This is a genomic window from Motiliproteus sp. SC1-56 (genome assembly GCF_017309075.1).
In the GTDB taxonomy this organism is placed as follows: Bacteria; Pseudomonadota; Gammaproteobacteria; order Pseudomonadales; family Balneatricaceae; genus Motiliproteus.
The window spans coordinates 202,693-220,198 of the sequence record NZ_JAEMGS010000006.1; the positions used below are offsets into that span (position 1 = coordinate 202,693).

At 65.5% G+C, this 17,506-nt stretch carries 17 protein-coding genes; 8 read left to right on the forward strand and 9 right to left on the reverse strand.

Annotated features, from left to right (window positions below):
- Positions 1 to 39: 39 nt before the first annotated feature.
- Positions 40 to 1,371, reverse strand: coding sequence for a mechanosensitive ion channel family protein (locus JGZ97_RS08740; RefSeq protein WP_242521628.1), 1,332 nt, complete (start codon positions 1,369 to 1,371; stop codon positions 40 to 42).
- A gap of 265 nt (positions 1,372 to 1,636) precedes the next feature.
- Between JGZ97_RS08740 and JGZ97_RS08745 the strand changes: the two genes are divergently transcribed.
- Both JGZ97_RS08745 and JGZ97_RS08750 read left to right on the forward strand, forming a co-directional pair.
- Positions 1,637 to 3,163, forward strand: a complete 1,527-nt coding sequence (locus tag JGZ97_RS08745) for a DUF2235 domain-containing protein (RefSeq protein ID WP_207062235.1) — start codon at positions 1,637 to 1,639, stop codon at positions 3,161 to 3,163.
- A gap of 19 nt (positions 3,164 to 3,182) precedes the next feature.
- Positions 3,183 to 3,653 carry a M15 family metallopeptidase gene (locus JGZ97_RS08750; protein ID WP_207062236.1) on the forward strand — a complete coding sequence of 157 codons (471 nt, stop codon included), beginning with the start codon at positions 3,183 to 3,185 and terminating at the stop codon, positions 3,651 to 3,653.
- Position 3,654: 1 nt separating this feature from the next.
- On the opposite strand, the gene JGZ97_RS08755 is transcribed toward JGZ97_RS08750, so the two are convergent.
- Positions 3,655 to 4,017, reverse strand: a complete 363-nt coding sequence (locus tag JGZ97_RS08755) for a hypothetical protein (protein WP_207062237.1) — start codon at positions 4,015 to 4,017, stop codon at positions 3,655 to 3,657.
- A gap of 373 nt (positions 4,018 to 4,390) precedes the next feature.
- Here JGZ97_RS08755 and JGZ97_RS08760 point away from each other — a divergent pair, with 373 nt between their 5' ends.
- The gene (locus JGZ97_RS08760; RefSeq protein WP_207062238.1) at positions 4,391 to 5,455 is read left to right on the forward strand and encodes a hypothetical protein; all 1,065 of its coding nucleotides are present in this window, start codon (positions 4,391 to 4,393) and stop codon (positions 5,453 to 5,455) included.
- On the opposite strand, the gene JGZ97_RS08765 is transcribed toward JGZ97_RS08760, so the two are convergent.
- From JGZ97_RS08765 to JGZ97_RS08795, 7 genes are all read right to left on the reverse strand, one after another.
- A complete protein-coding gene (locus tag JGZ97_RS08765; RefSeq protein WP_207062239.1) occupies positions 5,456 to 5,938 on the reverse strand; it encodes a GNAT family N-acetyltransferase in 483 nt (160 codons plus the stop codon).
- 61 nt (positions 5,939 to 5,999) lie between these two features.
- Positions 6,000 to 7,349 (reverse strand): sensor histidine kinase, encoded by a 1,350-nt coding sequence (locus tag JGZ97_RS08770; RefSeq protein ID WP_207062240.1) that lies wholly within the window; start codon positions 7,347 to 7,349, stop codon positions 6,000 to 6,002.
- A complete protein-coding gene (locus tag JGZ97_RS08775; protein WP_207062241.1) occupies positions 7,346 to 8,014 on the reverse strand; it encodes a response regulator transcription factor in 669 nt (222 codons plus the stop codon). The genes JGZ97_RS08770 and JGZ97_RS08775 overlap by 4 nt, the downstream gene beginning before the upstream one ends.
- Before the next feature lie 70 nt (positions 8,015 to 8,084).
- Positions 8,085 to 8,402: a PepSY domain-containing protein gene (locus JGZ97_RS08780; protein WP_207062242.1), complete on the reverse strand. Its 318-nt coding sequence runs from the start codon at positions 8,400 to 8,402 to the stop codon at positions 8,085 to 8,087.
- Positions 8,356 to 8,958, reverse strand: coding sequence for a diheme cytochrome c (locus JGZ97_RS08785; protein ID WP_207062243.1), 603 nt, complete (start codon positions 8,956 to 8,958; stop codon positions 8,356 to 8,358). Before JGZ97_RS08785 ends, JGZ97_RS08780 begins: the two co-directional genes overlap by 47 nt.
- A gap of 26 nt (positions 8,959 to 8,984) precedes the next feature.
- The gene (locus JGZ97_RS08790) at positions 8,985 to 9,374 is read right to left on the reverse strand and encodes a DUF1924 domain-containing protein (protein ID WP_207062244.1); all 390 of its coding nucleotides are present in this window, start codon (positions 9,372 to 9,374) and stop codon (positions 8,985 to 8,987) included.
- Complete coding sequence (locus tag JGZ97_RS08795; RefSeq protein ID WP_242521629.1) at positions 9,371 to 9,961, reverse strand: cytochrome b/b6 domain-containing protein; 591 nt, start codon at positions 9,959 to 9,961, stop codon at positions 9,371 to 9,373. Before JGZ97_RS08795 ends, JGZ97_RS08790 begins: the two co-directional genes overlap by 4 nt.
- A 163-nt stretch (positions 9,962 to 10,124) precedes the next feature.
- On the opposite strand from JGZ97_RS08795, the gene JGZ97_RS08800 reads away from it, so the two are divergent.
- The 5 genes from JGZ97_RS08800 (at position 10,125) to JGZ97_RS08820 (ending at position 17,393) form a co-directional block, all read left to right on the forward strand.
- Entirely contained in the window at positions 10,125 to 10,859 is a 735-nt protein-coding gene (locus JGZ97_RS08800; protein WP_207062245.1) for a precorrin-6A/cobalt-precorrin-6A reductase, read from the forward strand.
- A gap of 66 nt (positions 10,860 to 10,925) precedes the next feature.
- On the forward strand, positions 10,926 to 12,287 hold the full coding sequence (locus tag JGZ97_RS08805) for a nodulation protein NfeD (protein WP_207062246.1): 1,362 nt from the start codon (positions 10,926 to 10,928) through the stop codon (positions 12,285 to 12,287).
- On the forward strand, positions 12,277 to 13,041 hold the full coding sequence (locus JGZ97_RS08810) for a slipin family protein (RefSeq protein WP_207062247.1): 765 nt from the start codon (positions 12,277 to 12,279) through the stop codon (positions 13,039 to 13,041). Before JGZ97_RS08805 ends, JGZ97_RS08810 begins: the two co-directional genes overlap by 11 nt.
- Positions 13,042 to 13,116: 75 nt before the next feature.
- Positions 13,117 to 14,214 (forward strand): efflux RND transporter periplasmic adaptor subunit, encoded by a 1,098-nt coding sequence (locus tag JGZ97_RS08815; RefSeq protein WP_207062248.1) that lies wholly within the window; start codon positions 13,117 to 13,119, stop codon positions 14,212 to 14,214.
- 2 nt (positions 14,215 to 14,216) lie between these two features.
- Positions 14,217 to 17,393, forward strand: coding sequence for an efflux RND transporter permease subunit (locus tag JGZ97_RS08820; protein WP_207062249.1), 3,177 nt, complete (start codon positions 14,217 to 14,219; stop codon positions 17,391 to 17,393).
- The last annotated feature ends 113 nt before the right edge of the window (positions 17,394 to 17,506 follow it).

Sequence of the window (17,506 nt, forward strand, 5' to 3'; positions counted from 1 at the left end):
AGCCACGCCGCGGCCGAAGACGCCGCTAGGCTAACGCCCCTAGCCGCCCTGACCGCCCGCGTCCACCACCTTGATTTCACGCTGGGGAAAGGGAATCTCGATGTCATGCTCTTTCAGTGCGTACCAGATCATCAGCAACAAGTCGGCGCCGACCCGGTTGCGGCCATCGTCGATCCCCTCCATCCAGAACTCCACCAGAATATTGACCCCCGAATCGCCGAAGCTGGCGATCTCGGCGTCGGGACGCTCCTCCGGCGAAGCCGCTTCACCGCTGAGCACACTGGGGTGGCTTGCCACCACGTCGCGCACCAGGCCAAACAACAGTTCCAGATCGGTTTTGTAAGCCACCTGGAATTCCAGCGAATAGCGCTGCTTCTTGTTCTTGTGGGTCCAGTTGGTAAAGGCGGTGGTCACAAAGGTCTCGTTGGGGACCATGATGTCCTTGCCGTCAAAGGTCTCAAGGGTGGTGGAGCGCATGTTCAGCTCGCGGATGGTACCGGCCCGCCCATCCTCCAGCTCAATAAAATCCCCCACCGTCAGCGAGCGCTCAAGCAGCAGAATCACCCCGGAGATGAAGTTGGAGGCGATGGACTGCAGACCAAACCCCAAGCCGACCCCCAGGGCGCCACCAAACACGGCCAAGGCGGTAAGGTTGATCCCCAACAGCTGCAACAGCAGGATGAAGACCACCACGAACAGCACCACCTGGAACAGCTTGGCGAACACCTCCCGGGTCCCCAGGTCCAGGTCTTCCTGGCTGCGGATCAACCGCTGCCCGGCGCTGCTCGATACCCGCCCCAGCCAGAACAGCAGGGAGCCGAAAATCAGCACCCGCACCACGCCGTAGGCCGACAGCTTGATATTACCCACCTCCAGGGCGAGGCTGTCGAGGTAGGCGGTAACATCGTCCAGCCAGCCAAAGATATGCAGCACAGCGACCGGTATCGCCACCCAGCGCACCGCACTGCGGGCCAGGCGATGGCGGATCAGCTGACCAAGCAAGGTATACAGCATGAAGACCACCGCCCCGCCCTGCCCGAGCTGAACCAGCCAGCTCTGTTGTACCAGCAGGTTGCTGAAATCGCTGGCCATCGCCAGCATCAGGATCAGCAGCAGGGGAAAGATCAGGTCACGGGTCTGGTATATTCGCGTTCGCAGCCCCTGTAGCCCCCCCGGCGCCGGCGGCTCCCGCAGCAGGGAAGAGTGACGGCGAATGGTGCTGGCCAGCGTCCAGGCAAGAATGATCGCCAGCAACACCAGCCCCGCCTGGGCGTAAAACTGGGGGCTGCTGGCCCAGTGCACGACCTTCAGCAACAGCTGATCAAAAAATGCCACCAGGGTTTCAAAGTCCAGCCCTACCGCCTCTTCCATCCTCGTGTTCTCTCCCGTGACCTTGCTAACTCGTTAATTGCACTCAAGTATCCCCCCGTCCGCCAACCGCGGCAAGGGCCTGTCGCCGCGCCCGGGGGCGGCGCGGCACGCGCTCGGCATACAAACTGGGTGGTCGCTCCACCGGCCTTTGGCTAACTTTGGGTAAGCAGGAAGCATCCAAAGGCTGAGGTCCCTGCGCTTGGGGTGCCCGCCAGTCCATCAGGTCGGGCGCCGCTTCTTCATCCCCGGGCTAGGGAGCGACCTCATGGGCAAACTGATCATCTTCAACTTCGACGGCACCTGCAACGATCCCAGCGACGCCGTGCAAAGCCGTGACCGCCGCGGGGCGATCGACGACGACAATATCACCAACGTCCTCAAGTTCCACCTGCTGGCTGGCGGCAACCTGCGTTGCGATAAACCACCCGTTGTCCAGCGCCAGATCAGCCTCTACTACAACGGAGTCGGTACTTACGGCAACTGTTTCCAGCGCATGTTCAACGCGGGCCTGGCGGGTGAGTGCTGGGACGTGGCCAGGATCCTGCGGACCGCGTTGGAGGACTTCAAATTTTACTACCACGAAGGGGACAAGCTCCTGCTCACCGGGTTCAGCCGCGGCGCCGCCCTGGCGCGCCGCTTTGCTGCCCTGATCAACGATACCTTGCTAGGGGATGATATGGTGGAGGCGGTTTTCGATACCGTGGCCTCCATCGGGCTGCCCAACCTGAGCCCCGAAGAGCGCCCGGAAACCGAGGTGGTGTTCGAGCATGGTCATACCCTGCCACCCCGGGTGGTCAGAGCGCTGCACATGGTTTCGCTGGACGACAAACGCAAGGCGTTTCAGCCGACCCTGATGAACGCCGAGGAAAAGATCACCGAAGTCTGGTTTGCCGGTGCCCACGCCGACGTGGGGGGCGGCTACTATTTCGACGGGCTGGCGGATCTGGTGCTGCGCTTTATGCTCGACTGGCTCGAAGAGCTGCCCGAGCGGATCGGCGAAGCCTGGCGGGTGGAGCTGCGCTCCCCGGCCCAGATCGACTACGCCAACCTGACCGACCGCGATGCTGGCTACAGGGTGGAGCCCGACGATCTGCAGATCGACCCGGACCCCTTCGGCAAGAACCACGAGCAATCGCGCAGCGCAGTGATGGAATGGCTCACCCTCACCGACCGGCGCCTGTGCACCATCCAAGATGACCAGCTCTGTGACCAGCCGCCCCTGGTGTTTCACTCCGTGGCAGCCCGCATCGCCCGGGACCGGAACTACCTGCCCCGCTCCCTCAAGCGCAAGCCCCACCAGATTCTCTATGAAAACGACGAAAGAAAGGAGTTCACCGGCTACGCCGTACACCGGGAAAACCGTTTCCAGAGCATGCAGATTCCCGTGGCGGGTGCTCCCCTGATCACCCACGTATTCGCCCACAAGCCCTACAACCACAGCGGCCTGCACCTGATCAAAGGGGAACGTTACCGCTTTTCGGTCATCGGCGATCAGCAGTGGCGGGACGGCGGAATCACCTGCGGCCCGGAAGGGTGGAACCGGGAAGGGGTGGAGCTGGGCCTTCAGGAGCTGCCGATTCGAATGACCGAACCTTTTCGCCGCTGTCCGCAGGCCAACTGGTTCTGCCTGATCGGCGCCATTGGCGATAAGGATGAGCACCTGTTTCCCATCGGCCGGGGCACCACCCTGGAAGCGCCGGAAACCGGCGAACTCTGCCTTTTCGCCAATGACTTGATGCGTTTTTACGGCAACAACATGGGCAAACTGAAAGTCACGGTCGAGCGACTCTGATAATCAGGGAGGAACCAAAATGGCCAAATACCGACTGGGCAAACGCTCACTGCGGGAACTGGAAGGGGTCCACGCGGACCTGGTGGCGGTGACCAAGCGGGCCATTGAACTGACCCCGCAGGACTTCTCCGTCCACGACGGGCTTCGCACCCTCGCCGAGCAACAGCGGTTGGTGGAGCGGGGTGCCAGCAAGACCCTGAGCTCGCGTCACCTCAGCGGCCACGCCGTCGACCTGGTGCCCTATATCAACGGCAAGCTGCGCTGGGAGTGGGAGCCCCTGTACCTGGTCGCGGACGCGATGCGCTTGGCCGCCCAGGAGCTTTCAATTCCGATACGCTGGGGCGGGGCCTGGGACCAGACCCTCACCGAGTGTGTCGACTGCCCGGAAGACCTAGCCACCGACTACGCCGCCCGTCGGCGCCAGGCCGGTTGCCGGGCGTTTCTCGATGGCCCCCATTTTGAGCTGCCGGTGGCGCTCTACCCGGCCTGAGTCAGAGCCGCATCCCCTCGGCCGGCCCCAGGTGACTGCGGTGGAAGTGCTCGACGACAAAGGCCGGTTTCTCCGGCGCACAGGCATGCACCTGCCACTGCTCGAACTGCACCCGGTCGCCCGCCTCCAGCCCCAGGTGGGCCAGGGGGCGGGTGGCGATGCCCAGGCGTGAATCCAGCCCCCGCACCACCCCCTCAAACTGCTTCCGGGGGGCCTCCCGGTCAGAGTGTAAGACCTCGACCCAGAAGGCATCCCCCACATCGTCCTTTAACAAAACCCAGTCTCCCCGCCCCGGAGGGCGCTGCTCATTGTGCAGGTAGAGAATTCCCTGCCCGTCCGGGCGGGGACGAAAGCCGCTGAACATAGAGGCCTCCCTCGAAGTTAAGGTGCTTGCCAGGCGGCCGCGCTGCACCGCCATATCCCGCAGGCTTCAGTATGGCACCAACCCCCGCCCCTCTGGCGTACCAAGGCGAAAAAGATAACGGTATAAATAGAAATTGGAGACTCTAAGGAAATCCGGCCCGGTTGTTGCTTTATCCACTCTGGAGCTGAATTTTGTCCGCCGTTACGCCATCCAGCGGGTCCCGGCACATGCTGCCAGCAATCGTTTTCAGCTTTAAAAACATCAGGTTTTAAAAATAAAGCTTATTTCCCTTTGTCGATTCATCACATTCACCATTTGCAGACCCGGGGCGGCAAGCCCTTGCCGTCTTCGTCCCACGACAGGAGTTCTCCCCATGATCGTTGAAAACAGTCAGATACAACTGAGCGGTGAGCACCAAAAAACCGAACGCCACCAGCAAAGCACCTCCCTAGAGGCCTTCGTGGTGGAACTCGATGCTGCCCGCAGCGGGACCAAAGGCAGCGCGACGCCCCAACTCAATGGCGCCCTCACCGAGGCGGGTATTGACCCGAGCCGGCTGGCCCGGGCCCAGGAGGGTGCTGGCCTACTGCGCAATGAGGCGCCCGGGCGCGGAGCGGACACCGGCGCGCTGGATACCCCCGCCAAACTGTTCCTGGCCCTTCTCGAGGCGTTGACCGGACGGTGCACAGGCAACATGCAGAAGGATGAGGTGCCCCCCGTCGCAGGTTTACGGCCAAAGGAGCCCGGAGAAGGCGAGGCGGAGAAACCCCAGCGGGCGCTGCGGGTCGAGCTGCACCTGCACCAGATGACCGCGGAGTACGAGCGCAGTCAGTTCGCCGTTCAAGGGCGGGTGCAGACCGCGGACGGACAGCAGCTGGCCCTGGATTTTTCCCTGACCATGAGCCGCAGTTACCGCTCCGAGACCCACCTGGCGCTGAACCAGGCCCTGACCTTCAAGGACCCGCTGGTGCTGAACTTCGACGGCCAGGCCGCCGAGCTCAGTGATGAGCGATACCGTTTCGACCTGGATGCGGACGGCGAAGTCGAGTGGCTCAGCCGCCTCAGCGGAAACAGCGCGTTTCTGGCCCTGGATCACAACGGTGACGGCATCATCAACGACGGGCGCGAGCTGTTCGGCGCCTTGAGCGGCAACGGCTTTGCCGACCTGGCTGCATATGACGAAGACGGCAACGGCTGGATCGATGAGGCCGACAGCGTCTTTGAGCAGTTGCGGCTGTGGCGCCAGGACGGTGAAACAGAGCCCCTGCAGAGCCTCGCCGAAGGCCAGGTGGGCGCCCTCTACCTGGGGGCCACCGACACCCCCTTTGCGCTCAAGGGGGACGACAACCGCACCCTCGGCGAAGTTCGCCAGAGCGGCATCTACCTGAACGAGGACGGCAGACCCGGCAGCCTGCAGCAAATTGATCTCGCGGTCTGATCAGAGGGTTTTCAGCATCCAGACATCGCAACCGCTGTGGGGGGTTCCCGGCAACGGTTGCGCCAGCCGGTCAAAGCCCAGTTGGCGGTAGAGGGCGATGGCGGCTTCCATAGTGGCCAGGGTGTCCAGGTAACAGCGCCGGTACCCCAACTCCCTGGCCGAGCCCAGGCACTGCTCGGCCAGGGCCCGGCCGATGCCGCGCCCGCGCGCACCGGAAAGCAGGAACAGTTTTCTCAGCTCGCACAGATCGGGCTCTGTACCAAAGGGGGCGATGCCGCCACCGCCCACCACGGCCCCGTCCAGGCGGGCCACCCAGTAGACGCTGCCCCGGTCGGGACTGTAGTGGCGGCTCATGGCCTCCACCTCGGGATCGGAAGGACCAAACCCCTCGCCGATGGCGCCATACTCGGCCCCCACTGTGCGAATGATATGAGCGATGGCGGCATCGTCCGCCGCGTCTATGGGTTCCAGTTGCAGGGTCATTGCGCCTCCTTTACTGCCAACCTGACCGCGACTCACGCTGCCTGAATGGCCGCAGTCTACCTCAGCCGCTGACGCCGGGCGAGGTGCCGGGCGAGGCGCCGGGCAACGGCAGCCTGGCCTCCACTGCCAGCCCCGGAAACTCTGAGCAGAGCGCAGCGTCGAAACCCAGGGTGCCCCCGTAGCTGTCGACGATCATGCGGCAGATGGAGAGTCCCAGGCCGTGCCCTGCCACCGTCTCGTCCAGCCGCCGGCCCCGCCCGGTCAGGGCCTCCCGGTCAGACCCGGCAATGCCGGGTCCGTCATCCGATATGCACAACCGTAATTCGGCCTGTTTCCGCTCAAGCGCAAGACCCACCCGGGAACGAGCGAACTTGCAGCCGTTGTCCAGCAGGTTGCCGATCAGCTCCAGCATGTCATCCCGGTCCAAGGGCAGGCTGCCGACACCGCCCAGGCGGGTTTCGATGCCTATCGCCGGGTAGATCCGCTCCAGCACCGATACCAGGTGGGGCAGGTCCTCGGCCGGGTCGAAGTGGCGCCCCGGATGGGGTGTGCCGGCAATCCGGGCCCGCCGCAGCTCTCTTTCCGTGAGCCGCTCAACCTCACCCAACAGCCGCTGGTAGGGCTCCCGTTCAACGGGGGGGAGCTGTTCGGTCTGCAGCTGCAGCTGCTGCAGACTCCGCTTGAGTTCGTGGGCCAGGTTGCCCATGGTGGTGCGGGCACGGCCGATCTGCTGTTCCAGGCGCGCCAGCAGCCGGTTAATCTCGGCGGTAAGCGGCTGAATCTCCCGGGGAACCCGCTCCTCGAGGCGGGCGATCTCCCCCTGCTGCAGCTTACCGACGGCCCGGCGCACCCCCTCCAGTTGGCGAAAGCTGCGGCGCAACAGGTGTCTCTGCAACGCCAGCTGCCCCACCAGGGCCAGGGCCATGACGGCATAGAGCCCCCAGGCAAAGCGGCGCCACTGGGATTCCAGCGGTGTCAGGTCCTCAGCCAGCCACAGGGTCAGCCGCTGCCCCTGCCACTCGATGCCCTGGTGCCAGGTCAGCCAGTGCTCCGTCCCGCGATACAGCGCCTCGAGCCTGGACGCCCCCGGCGCCAGCAGGCTCACGTCTGGCGCCCGGTCCCACAGCGAGCGCGAGCGCAGCCGCTGGCGCTCTCCCCGTATCTGGAAGTAATGCCCGGAGTGCACCCGCTGGTAGATGGGCGGCACCTGCGTCTCCTGCAGCCGCCAGCCACCGTCGGGGGCGAGCTCCAGGGCCCGGATCAGGTTATCGGCGTCATGCTCCAGCCGGGTGGCGACGAAGGCCTGGCTCAGGCGCGCCACGCCCCACTCGGCCAGTCCGGCCAGGGCCAGGAAGGTCAGCAGCAGCGAGAGGGCTAGACCCGCGCCGATACGCCGTTCAATCGAACTCAAGGCACCACCGCTCCCAGCCGGTAGCCCTGGCCCCGACGGGTCTCGATCAACCCCTTGCCGAAGCGCCCCCGCAACCGGTTGACGTAAACCTCCACCACGTTGCTGTCGCGCAGGCTCTCTTCCTCGTATATGTGCTCGCTGATTTCGGCCTTGGAGAGCACCCGCTCCGGGTTCATCAGCAGCAGGCGCATCAAGCGGTATTCGATCCCGGTAAGCGACTCGGCGGGGCGGCCCGGCAGGCGCAGCTGGCGGGCGTCGGTGTCGAGTTCGATCCCGCAGTGACACAAAAGGTTGGCGGCATGACCGTGGTGGCGGCGGATCACTGCCTCCAGGCGCGCCAGCAACTCCTCGCTGTGAAACGGCTTGCCCAGGTAGTCGTCGGCCCCCGCCTTGAGCCCGTCGACGCGCTCCTGCCAGCTGTCCCGGGCGGTTAAAATCAAGACAGGGACGGGGTTGCCGGCCTCGCGCCAGTGCCTGAGGACCTCGAGCCCCGACCGCTTTGGCAACCCCAGGTCCAGCACCACTGCGTCAAACGCCTCCTCGTTGCCGAGAAACTCCGCGTCCACCCCGTCGTGACTCAGCTCCGCCGCGTAGCCGGCGCCCTTGAGCGCATCCTTGAGCCGGGACGCCAGTTCCCGGTCATCCTCGACCAACAGAATATGCATCAACCGCTCCCTGTCCCCTGCGCGGTTTTCCCCGATCCTTTTATGGCCGGTCCTTTTATGGCCGACCCTTTTATAGCCGGTCCTTTCCCAGCCAGCGGCCGCTTCTGGCATCGATCAGGTATTCACGCACCCGCCCTCGTTCGTCGATCATCTCGATTTCATAGATCAGCACGCCGTCCTCGTACTCCAGTTCCAGGTCGATAATGCGCCCCCGCAGCCGCTCCCGATGCCGCTCCAGGATATGTTCCAAGGGCAGCGCCTCTCCTTTCTCGACCAGGCGCTGCGCCTCGTACTGGTCGATGCCATCGGCGCGGGCCGGCACCGACAGCAGCAGGCTGAGGCTAATCGTCCCAGCGACCGTAACCAGGAATCGCCACGTAATCTTCATCGAAGCGGCCCTCGGCTGCGGTCTGATGGCAACGATCACACTGGCTGAAGCCGCCGACTTCAGGGTTTTGCGCCACCCAGCGCGGATTGATCTCGTCATGCTCGTTCCGGAAATAGGGTAGTTCGGTAATTCGCAATGGCACAGCACCATCCCGCACCCCCGCGGCAAAGCGACGGTTGCGGTAGGCGCCCCGGTCCGCCGCCCGCGCCAGCAGGTAGGTCTCGATAGCCTGTTGGTCCTCAGGCAGCAGCTCGGCGTTGTCGCCGAAGTGGTCAGCCAGCCCATTCATCAGCGCGCGCCAGCTCGCTGCGGGCAGCAGTCCAGCCGGGTACGCCAGGTGACAGCTGCCGCACTCCTCAACATAGCGTCGCGCCGCCGGGCTCGACTCCGATGCACCTGCGGCTGCCCACCCCCGCCACGCCCCCGCTTCATCATCGTCGTGTTCGCGGTCGGCCCAGACCTGGCTGGTGCTCAAACCGAAAACGCCCGTTCCCAGCGCACCGCTTAGCAGCAGGACGCCCAGCGCCCAGCGCCAGTTGGCCAATTTCTCGTTCATGGTTATCTCCTTAAATAGCATTGAGCTCACTGTTGTTCGAGCCAGGTCAGCAGATCGCCCTTTTCCTGGGGGGTACAGGGGCGGTCAAAGGTCCACTGGCAATTGCGCTTCAGCCACTTGCGCACCTGTCGTTGATCGCTCAGACGTTTGGGGTTAACGGAGGGCGCCAAAGGCTCGATCGCCTTGCCGGTCTTGGCGTGCTTGCCGCTGCCCCGCAGGTCCCCGGAGTGACAGTCGGCGCAACGGCGTCCCAAAGGTGCGCTCTGCCAGAGCGCGGCCCCCCGGGCGGCGTCGAAAGGACCGGCGCCCTCGGCCTGGTACTGGCGGCGCAGGTCATCCACCGGCGTCGCCGCCGCTCCCTGCAGCGCTCCACTCAATAGCACCGCGGTCAAAACTGCATGGACAGTTCTCATCATCCTTGCTCCTGTCGGGCCCGCTTGCGGCCGGTGATCATGGCCCGCACCAGGTTCTCGTGGTGGGCCAGGCTGCTGACCAGCACGCCGGCAACGTGAACCACCACCAGCCCCAGCATCAGGTTGGCCAGCCCCTCGTGCAGCTCCTCAAACAGCTCCTCGGAGAGCCCGGCCAGGAAGGTGCCGCTGAGCGGCCCCAACCCCTCGCTCGCCAGGGTCACCACCCCGGTGAAGCAGGTCAGGGCGAGCACCACCAGCATCAACAGAATCATCAGGCCACCGGCGGGGTTGTGTCCCTCGTAGTGGGCGGGCTGTCCGCGCAGCAGTGAACCCAGGTAGCGCCCCACCGTGCCGGGTGAAGCCACAAAGTCGGTGAAGCGGGCGTGACGGGTGCCGATAAAGCCCCAGGCAACCCGGAACAGCAACAAGCCGACGACCGCGTAGCCGGCAACGCTGTGCAGGTCGAGCCAGTCATCCTCGGTCAGGTAAGCAATCAGAAAAAATCCCGCCAGGGACCAGTGGAACAGTCTCACCAGCGGATCCCAGACCCGGACCCAACGATCGGGCCCCATCGTGTCGCTGCGTTTCATGTCAGATCTCCTTAAATTGGCCTTGCACCGACAGATTACCCGGGGCGCGCTTAAACCAACCTTAAAAGCCCACCCGGCGAAGCGGCTCCATCGCAACCGCTTCGCTATGCTTTCAGGTAACGTGCCGCAAAAGGCGTTGTCGAAGCGGGATGGAGATCACACGATGAACATTCTGATTCTGGGGGGCACCGAAGAGGCGCGGACCCTGGCCACCACCCTGGCCCGGGGTGCACACGTCCCCTTCTACCGCAGTGCCGGGACGGAGCAAGCGCTTAACGGTGTGCGTTGCCGCTGGGGGCGTTACCCCAACATCAAGGCGCTGGTCGATGACCTGCGCCAGAACCAGGTCGATCTGCTGGTGGACGCCACCTCCCCCTACGCCCGTGCCATCAGCCTGCGGGCCTTTGAGGCCGCCGAACAGGCCGGCATCACCCTGTGGCGTTTTCAGAGCCCGCTCTGGGAGCAGGCTGAAGGCGACCACTGGATCCACACCCCCGACTGGTTCGCTACCCTCGAGATGTCCGACTTCCAGCAGCCGATAATCTGCCTGGAACAGAGCGCCGCGGATTACCTGTCGCGCATTCCGCCCGGGCAGCAATGGCTGCTCTGGGACGCCGGCGGCAAACAGCCCACCGGCGCCGGTTACCGGGTCGAACAGCGCCCGCCCGACGCATCCACCGAAACCGCCCTGGCCCTGATCGACAGCCACGGCTGCGACGTGATCGTCACCGGCGACCTCGGGGGCCCCCGGTTGAGCCCGGAGGTCGCCGCCGCAAGGGCTCGCGGGCTGGCGGTGATCTTCCAGACCCGGCCGCTGCTGCCCGAGTCCGAACGGCTGTTCGACGACATCAATACCCTGCTATTGGCCCTGGACGAACTCACCGCCGTACCGTCCTGAGGACCGCGCATACCCGCTTGAAGCGCCCCGGGCCACCTATAATTAGGGCGTCTACAAGGGGCAGCAATGAATACGGCAGCCAAGCGACTTCGCAACATGTTGGCCTGGCTGGCACTCTGGGTGCCGGCGGCGCTGGTCAATGCCCAGTCCAGCGGCACCGACCCCTGGGCGCTGGTGCTGAACGGCCCCATCGGCCCGGCCAGCAGCGACCTGGTGCAACGCACCCTGACCCGGGCCGAAGCGGCGGAGGTGCCGTTTCTGGTGCTCCAGGTGGATACCCCCGGGGGGCTCGACCAGTCCATGCGCGCGATGATCCAGGCGATCATCAACGCGCCCCTGCCGGTCATCAGCTATGTGTACCCGTCCGGTGCCCGGGCGGCCAGCGCCGGCACCTACCTGCTCTATGCCAGCCACGTCGCCGCCATGGCACCGGCCACCAACCTGGGGGCGGCCACCCCGGTGCAGCTGGGCGGCGGCAGCCCGGCCACGCCCGAGACGCCCAAGTCAGAGCAGGATGCCCCCGCCGACAACGCCACCGCAATGCGGCGCAAGGTGGTCAATGACGCCGTGGCTTACATTCGCAGCCTCGCCGAGCTGCGCGGACGCAATGCCGACTGGGCCGAGCGCGCGGTGCGTGAAGGGGCCAGCCTCAGTGCCCGCGAAGCGCTGGACGCCGGGGTGATCGACCTGATGGCAGACGATCCGGAACAACTGCTGTCGAAACTGGACGGCCGCAGCGTCCAGGTCCAGAACCAGACCCGGGTGCTGGCCACCCAGGGGCTCGGCCTGAAGACCGTCGAAGGCGGCTGGCGGCACCGGTTTTTGCAGACCATCACCAATCCCAATATTGCCTACGTGCTGATGCTGGTAGGGCTCTACGGGCTTCTTCTGGAGGCCTACAACCCGGGCATGGGGTTTCCCGGGATCGTCGGCGGCATCTGCCTGCTGATCGCCCTTTACGCCTTCCAGATGCTGCCCGTCAGCTACACGGGACTGGCCCTAATCGGACTCGGCGTCGCCCTGCTGGCGCTGGAGGTCATGTCCCCGAGCTTCGGGCTCTTTGGCATCGGCGGCACGGTGGCCTTCGTCATCGGCTCCATCATGCTGATGGATACGGAGCTTCCGGGCTATCGCATCGCCCTCCCCCTGATCGCCGCCTTCACCCTGGTGACGGTGCTGATGGTACTGGTGGTACTGGCGCTGGTGATGAAAGCACGTAACGCCCGCCTGGTCAGCGGCCCGGACACGCTGCTCGGGCAAGCGGCCCGGGTACTCGACGACTTCCAGGGCCGGGGCAAGGTGCAGCTGCAGGGCGAAACCTGGAATGCCCACTGCAAAAGCAGCCTGCGCCGGGGCGATGAGGTGACGGTCACCGGCATTCGGGGCCTGGTACTGGAGGTGGAAAAGGAGAAAAACCATGAGCGGTAGCTACTTTTTGCTCGCCGTGCTGGTGTTCGCACTGGCCTTGCTGTTCAGCATGTTCCGGGTCCTGCGCGAGTACGAGCGGGCGGTGGTGTTTCTGCTGGGGCGCTTCTACCGGGTCAAGGGGCCCGGGCTGATCATCATCGTGCCGGTGATCCAGCAGATGGTGCGGGTGGATATCCGCACCGTGGTGATGGATGTGCCGACCCAGGACGTCATCTCCCGGGACAACGTCTCGGTCAAGGTCAACGCCGTGGTCTACTACCGGGTGGTCGACTCGCAAAAGGCCATTATCAACGTCGAGAACTTCCACGCGGCCACCAGCCAACTGGCCCAGACCACCCTGCGCTCGGTGCTGGGGCAGCACGAACTGGACGACATGCTGGCCTCCCGGGACGCGCTCAACCAGGCGATCCAGGACATTCTCGACCAGCAGACCGAGAACTGGGGCATCAAGGTCTCCAACGTGGAGATCAAGCACGTGGATCTCAACGAATCCATGATCCGCGCCATCGCCAAGCAGGCCGAATCCGAGCGCGAGCGCCGCGCCAAGGTGATCCACGCGCTGGGTGAGCAGGAGGCGGCGGAAAAACTGGCCCAGGCCGCTCACGTCCTGGCCGGGGAGCCCCAGGCCCTGCAACTGCGTTACCTGCAGACCCTCACGGAAATCGCCGGGGAGAACAGCAACACCGTGGTCTTTCCGCTGCCCATCGAACTCCTCAACTACCTGAGGAGCAAAACGCCGGCACCCGACAGCTGATGGTCGCGCCCAGCCCGTGGCGGATGGACTAGAATAACTGACAATTGCGCTCAGCTTTCACCCTCCGGGTGGTTCATGCCAAACGTCCCTCGCCGCCGTGTTTGCCTCTGGCTGTTTGCACTGGCCGCCGCCGTGCCCCCCCTGGTCTCAGCCCAGGGCAGCGCCCCGCCGGTGGTGGTCACCCGCGTTCAGGAACAGCCGGTCATCGAGTCCCTGCCCCTCTCCGGCACCGTGACCGCCCCCCGCTCTGCCCGGCTTTCGCCCGGGGTTGCCGGCCTCGTGGAGCGGGTCGAGGTGGACGCCGGGGATCGGGTCGAAGCCGGGGCCCTGCTGCTGACCCTGGACCCGGCGCTTGCCCGCTGGTCCCTGGATATGGCGGCGGCCGCCTCCGAGCAGGCCCGGGAGGAGCTGGCCGACGCCCGCCGGCGCCTGGAGGATGTACAGCGCCTGGAAAGCAACCGTGCCATCGCCCGCACCGAGCTGCACAGCCGCAAAAGCGAGGTAAGCATCGACCAGGCGCGAGTGCGCCTGCGCGAAGCCGAACGCCGGATCGCCGACGAGCGCCTTAAACGCCACAACCTCAGGGCCCCGTTTGCCGGCGTCATCAGCCGCAAGCACACGGAAGCCGGCGAATGGGTCAACCCGGGCGACCCGGTGCTGGAGCTGGTCGCCGACCGGGAGCTGCGCGTGGACCTGGCGGTCCCCCAGCGGGTATTTCCGCGGATCGACGCCCAGACCCGGGTTGAGCTCCGGCTCGATGCCTTGAACAACGAAGTGCTGCCCGGACGCATCGGCGACATCGTCCCGGTCAGCGACCCGCAGGCCCGCACCTTCCTGATCCACGTCTACCCCGAGGGCGACAACCGCCACCTCATCCCGGGCATGTCCACCAGCGCCACCCTCTACCTGGACACCGGCGCAACCGGGCTGGTGGTTCACCGCGACGCCCTGCTGCGCCACCCCGACGGTCGCACCACCGCCTGGGTCGTCACCGGGCAGACGCCGCCCCGGGTGGAAGAGCGCCAGGTAAAGACCGGCCTTGGGTTCAACGGCCTGGTGGAAGTTCGTGAGGGGTTGCAGGCGGGTGACCAGGTGGTGGTTGAAGGCAACGAGGCGCTGCAGCCCGAACAGGCGGTCACCCTGCAGACGCGCCTCTCCCAGGGCGCGGACTGAACATGTTCGAGCGTCTGATCCATCGTGGCACGCTGCTCACCGTCGTGGTCCTGATTCTCTGCGTGATTGGCCTGGTGGCGGCGCTGAAAATCCCGGTGCAGATGATTCCTGACCTCGACGTGCGCACCATCACCGTGCGCACCGCCTGGCCCGGGGCCACCCCCCAGGATGTGGAGAAGGAGATCCTGATCGAGCAGGAGGAGTTTCTACGCACGGTGCCGAGCCTCAGCCGGCTGGTAGCCAGCGCCGAGTTCGGCCGCGCCAGCGTGGAGCTGGAATTTCCCTACGGCGTGGACATCAACGAGACCCTGATCCGGGTCAGCAACGCCCTCAGCCAGGTCCCCGGCTACCCGGAAAACGTCGACGAGCCCCGGGTCTACGCCACCTCCTTCTCCGGCAACTCGTTCATGTACTTTCGCGTGATTCCACTGCCCGGGAACCCGCGCGGGCTGGACATGGTGCTGATGCAGGATTTTCTCGGGGACCAGGTGCGGCCGCGCATGGAACGTATCCCCGGGGTATCCCAGGTCAACGTCTACGGCGGCGCCGAACGGCAGATTCAGATTCTGCTTTCACCCGCGCGGCTGGCCGAGCGCGGGCTCACCGTCAGCGACGTGCGGCGGGCTCTGAACGCCCGCAACCGGGACGTCTCGGGCGGTGAAATCGAGTCCGGCAAACGCCGCTACCTGCTGCGCACCCTGGGCCGCTTCCGCGACCTGGACGAGCTGCGGGGACTGATACTGGCCCGTCGCGGTGACGGCCTGATCCGCCTCGGCGCGGTCGCCGAGGTACGTCTTGATCACTTCGAACTCAGCGGCCACTCCTACACCGACGGGCAGCCGGGGCTAGGGATGTCGGTACGCCGCGAACCCGGGGCCAACGTGATCGCCATCAAGGAGGCGATGCTGGAAGAAATGGAGGCGCTCAACCGGGAGCTGCTCAACCCCGCGGGGATGGCCCTGCGCCTGATCGCCGAAGACGTGGGCTATGTCCAGGCCTCGTTGGGCAACGTCTGGAAAAACCTCGCCCTGGGGGCCCTGCTGGCGAGCCTGGTGCTGTTTATTTTCCTGCGCTCGATGCGGACCACCCTGGTCGGCGTCATGGGGATTCCCATCTGCACTATCGCCGCCTTCCTGGGCCTGCTGCTGGCCGGGCGCACCATCAACGTGATCTCCCTGGCCGGCGTCGCCTTTGCCCTGGGCATGACCCTGGACAACAGCATCGTGGTGCTTGAGAGCATCGAGCTGGCCCGGCAGCAAGGCCTCAAGCGTTTTCAGGCCGCCGCGGAGGGGGTGCGGCGGGTGTGGCCGGCGGTGCTGGCCTCCACCCTGACCACGGTGCTGGTGTTCGTCCCCATCCTCTTTATCGAACAGGAAGCCGGGCAGCTCTACTCCGACATCGCGCTGGCCGTCTCCGCCGCCATCCTCGCCTCCATGCTGGTGGCCATTACCGTGCTACCCACTGCCTGTGCCCGCATGCGCTTCGCCAGCCCCTCCCGCGCGGAGCAAAGGGGAACGCGCCGCGTGCTCAACGCCATCGCCTGGCTGACCGGCGGCCTCTGGCGCCGCGTGGCCACCATCCTCGTCACTGCCGGCATCAGCCTGGCAATCATCTTCTGGCTGACCCCGGCGGCCGAATACCTCCCCGAGGGGGAAGAACCCAAGACCTTTGCCCGCATGCACGCCCCACCGGGCTATAACCTGACCACCATGAGCCGGGTGGGCGGGCAGGTACAGGCCTACCTGCTGCCTTTTTTGGAGCACTCGCCGGCCGACTTTGATGCGGGCAAGTCCCCGGTCCCGGCCCTCAAGTACGTCAACATGCGGGTGGATTCAGAGGGGCTTCGCGTGATCGCCGAACCCAAGGATCCCGCCCATATCCGGCCCCTGATGGATGCCCTGCGCACCCACTTTGAAAGCTACCCCGGCATGCGCTCGTTCGTCTCGCGCGGCTCGATCATCACCAGCAACGACGGCGGCACCCGCAGTGTCAACCTGGACATCGCCGGCACCGACCTGGCCACCCTCTACCGGGTGGCCCTCGCCGCCTACCGTCGCGCGGAAGTGGTATTCGACCAACCGCGAATCCAGGCCAACCCTCCCAGCCTCTCCCTGTCGCAGCCGCTGGTGGAAGTGCGGCCCGACTGGACCCGGGCGGCGGAGCTCGGGGTCAGCGCGGCGGACCTGGGATTTACCGTCTCCGCCCTGTCGGACGGGGCCTTTGTGGACGAGTTCCTGCTCGACGACGACAAGATCGATATCTACCTCTACAGCGCCACGGGCACCGCCAGCACCCTCGACGACCTGGCCCAGCTTCCGGTCTACACCCCCGGCGGCGCCGTAGTTCCCCTCACCACCCTGGCCACCCTGGAAGAGACCGTGGACACCAACCGCATTCGCCGGGTAAACGGGCGGCGCATGGTCACCCTGAGCATTATTCCGCCGCGCACCGTGGCCCTGGAAACGGCGGTAGAGCGGGTGCGGACAGAAGTGGTGGGGCACCTGCAGGCGAGCGGCGAGGTGCCGGTCCAGGTGAGCATGAGCATCTCCGGCGCCGGCGACCAACTGGACGCGACCCGTGAAGCCCTGGCGGACAACTACTTGGTGGCCGTGGTGATCATCTACCTGCTGCTGGTGGCCATCTTCACCCACTGGGGCTATCCCCTGCTGATCATGACCACTATCCCCCTGGGGGTGGCCGGCGGCATTCTCGGCCTCTGGCTGATGAACTGGGTGGGGACGCAACTACCGCTGGTGGGCCTGCCGGTGCTGACCCAGCCCTTTGACATGATCGCGATGCTGGGTTTTCTGATCCTGATGGGCACCGTGGTCAACAATCCGATCCTGATCGTTCACCAGGCCATGACCAACGTCCGCCGCCACGGCATGGGCGCGGTGGACGCCGTACGCGACGCGGTGGAGACCCGGCTGCGTCCCATCGCCATGTCCACCCTCACCACCGTCTTCGGCCTCGCCCCGCTGGTGTTTCTGCCCGGCGAAGGGGCGGAACTCTATCGGGGGGTGGGGGCCATCGTGCTGTTCGGCCTGCTGGGCACTGCGATCGTCTCCCTCACCTTCCTCCCGGCCCTCACGGTCATGGTGCTTAGCTGGCACCAGGGGCGTTCACCCAGGACGTCGGCCCCCGCTTCTTCCGGCCACCTACCTCCCGGTAACGCCTAGCCGGCGCAGGCGCCGCCGGCAGCCCGAAATCCCAGTCGCCTGACGGTGTTCCAGGCGGTGTTGAACTACCCTTAAGCACGCCCTGCACCCCGGGCGTCAATACCCACCCAACA